Genomic DNA, 2,626 nt, shown 5'->3' on the forward strand with positions numbered 1-2,626 from the left:
CGCGGCGACGGTCACTCGGTCGACCTTGCCGGTGTCCAGGCGCGGGATGGCGGCGACGAACCGGATCCTGCGGGGGAGCTCGTAGGCCGCCAACTCGGCCCGCAGGGACTGGCGGAGCCCCTCCTCGGTGAGCCCGGCCGCGCCGCCGACGCCGCCGCCGCTAACGACGACGACGGCGACCGGGATCTCCCCGAGCCGGTCGTCCGCCACGCCGGCCACGGCGCTGTCCACCACGCCGTCGATCCGGTTGAGCGCGCTCTCGACCTGTGCAGGGTAGACGTTGAAGCCCCCGCAGAGAATCAGGTCCTTGACCCGACCGACGACGCTGACGAACCCGTCGGAGTCAAGGGCACCGAGGTCACCGGTCGCGATCCAGCCGCCCGTCGTGGCGGCACTCAACCGACCGTCGGCGTCGAGGTAGCCCGACATCGCCGACGCGGCGCGGGCCTGGATCTCCCCGATGCACCCCCGCGGGCGCTCCATCCCGTCGGTGTCGACGATCCGCACCGCCACGCCCGGAGCGGCGCGTCCGACGCTGCCTGGGGGCCGCCGTCCGGCCGCGACGTCGTCGGGCCGTTCGAACGCGATGGCGCCGGCGAACTCCGTCTGGCCGTAGTTGCGCAGCACGGGTACGCCGTAGCGGGCCTCGAAGGCGACGCGCGTGGTCTCGGGCAGCGGCGCGGTGCCGACGGTCACGCTGCTGACCCCGGGGAGCGTGACCGACGCAGCTGCCTGCACCAGCTCGTAGACCATCGACGGGGTCAGGCGCAGCACGCCGATCCTGCTCTCGGCCGCGATCCGCGCGACCAGCTCGACGGAGAACTTGTGGCACAGCAACACCGGCTTGCCCAGCCACCAGGACGTGAGCGAGGTCAGGAACCCACCCATGTGCGCGACGGGGACGAACACCGGCTGCGGCTCGCGGGCCGGTGTCCGCACCGGTCGGCCCTGCGGTGGTAGTCCGCTGCCGGCGGCGATGCCGCGGATGCTCGCTTCGAGCGCAGCGAAGGCGATCGCGGCGCCCTTGGGCCGCCCGGTCGTCCCCGAGGTGAACATGACCAGGGCCTCGTCGGGAGGTGCGGTGCGGGCTTGGGTCGCCGTGCCCACGGGGTGCAGACGTGCGTCGACGCCGTCCGGGTCCGGCTCGACGATCGTGGCGCAGCCGGCCTCGCTCGCCCGGCGGGTGACCTCGGCGTCCGGCAGCAGGCGCCCGAGCGAGACGACGCTCCCGCCGGCCCGCCACGCGGCATGAAGGGCGACGACGGAGGCGAGGTCGTTGCCCAGGCGGACGCCGGTCCGGGTACCCGGCTGCAGCCGGCTGCTGAGGGCCGCACTGGCCGCGGCGAGCTCGCCGAACGTCGCCGAGGTCCCAGCCGGGGTGCTGACGGCGAGCGACAGGGGGTGCTGCGCGGCTGTACTGGCGAGTAGTTCACGCAGCGGCGCTCGCCAGGATGAAGTGCTCACAGGGGCAGTGTCCGGGCAGGCAGGGCATCTGGACCCGCGCCCGATCGAAACCGCCGTTCTCGACTGGATGCTTGCGCCCGTCGCCGCGGGCGAGTCGACTGGTGGACGTTATGAACCTTCTTCCCAGTGCCGACGGTTGGGCTCTAGCGCGAGCGACGCGTGAGGTTCTCGAGCGCGAGGGTATCGCCGCGACAGTGCGCCGCGAGGCGGGCGTAGGCGCCACGGGCGCTCGGCGTGAGCGCATGGTGGACCTGGCGGAGCTGGGTGTTCCCGCGGTTCTCGCCCCCGATCCCCACGGGCTCGGCCTGTCCTGCCTCGACGCGACCCTCGTCGCCGAGGAGGTGGGGCGGGTACTGCTGGCCGAGCCGGTGCTCGATGCGGCGGTCGTGGCCACGGCACTCCTCGCCGCCGGCGGCGCCGCCGGTACGGCGTTGGCGGAGCGGATCCTCGCGGGCCACGTGGTCGCGGCGTTCGATCCTGCTCCCTCAGACCTCGCGGTCGTGGCCGAGCCGCTGCCGCCGGACGTCCTGCTGGCCCCGGCCCCGGACCGTCGCTCGCTGCGGGTCCATGCGGTCCTCGGTGATCCGGCGGACGTCGACGACATGGACCCCACCCGTCCGCGGGTGAGCCGCCGACTTCGCGATCTCCCGGTGGTCGACGAGATCGAGATCGAGATCGCCGGTCCCGTCCTCCTCGAACGGGCCTCGGCGCTCGGCCGGATACTGCGGGCAGCCGAGCTTGTGGGGGCGGGTGAGGTCGCGATCGTTACGACGAAGGTCTACCTGGGCGGGCGTGAGCAGTTCGGTCGGCCGATCGGGGCATTCCAAGCGGTCCAGCACCAACTTGCGTCCGCCTGGTCCGGGCTCCAGGCCGCCCGCGCCTGCGTGCGAGCCGCGGCTGCCGCGTGGGACTCGCGGGATCGCGACGCCCACGCGCTCGCCGCGGCGGGGAGCCTGGCGGCGGTCGAAGCCGTCGCCGTCGCCGGCGAGCGCTGCCTGCACCTGCACGGCGGCATGGGCTACGCCTGGGAGACAGGCATGCACCTCACGGTGCGCCGGGCAGAGGCGGCCCGGCGCCTCAACGGTCCCCGACACGCACTCCACGCTGCGGCGCTCGGCGCGCTGGCAGCCCGCTGAGCGAACCGGAGGTGCTGTGAGCGTAG

General features: G+C 73.9%; 2 protein-coding genes. One reads left to right on the forward strand and one right to left on the reverse strand.

Going from position 1 to position 2,626, the window contains the following annotated elements; genetic code table 11:
* On the reverse strand, positions 1 to 1,464 hold a 1,464-nt coding region (locus U9980_RS09035; protein ID WP_322767512.1), incomplete at its 3' end, for a fatty acid--CoA ligase family protein.
* A gap of 110 nt (positions 1,465 to 1,574) precedes the next feature.
* Between U9980_RS09035 and U9980_RS09040 the strand changes: the two genes are divergently transcribed.
* Positions 1,575 to 2,600, forward strand: coding sequence for an acyl-CoA dehydrogenase family protein (locus tag U9980_RS09040; RefSeq protein ID WP_322767513.1), 1,026 nt, complete (start codon positions 1,575 to 1,577; stop codon positions 2,598 to 2,600).
* Positions 2,601 to 2,626 lie beyond the last annotated feature (26 nt).

The organism is Protofrankia sp. Cr1 (assembly GCF_963555865.1).
Classification (GTDB): Bacteria; Actinomycetota; Actinomycetes; order Frankiales; family Frankiaceae; genus Protofrankia.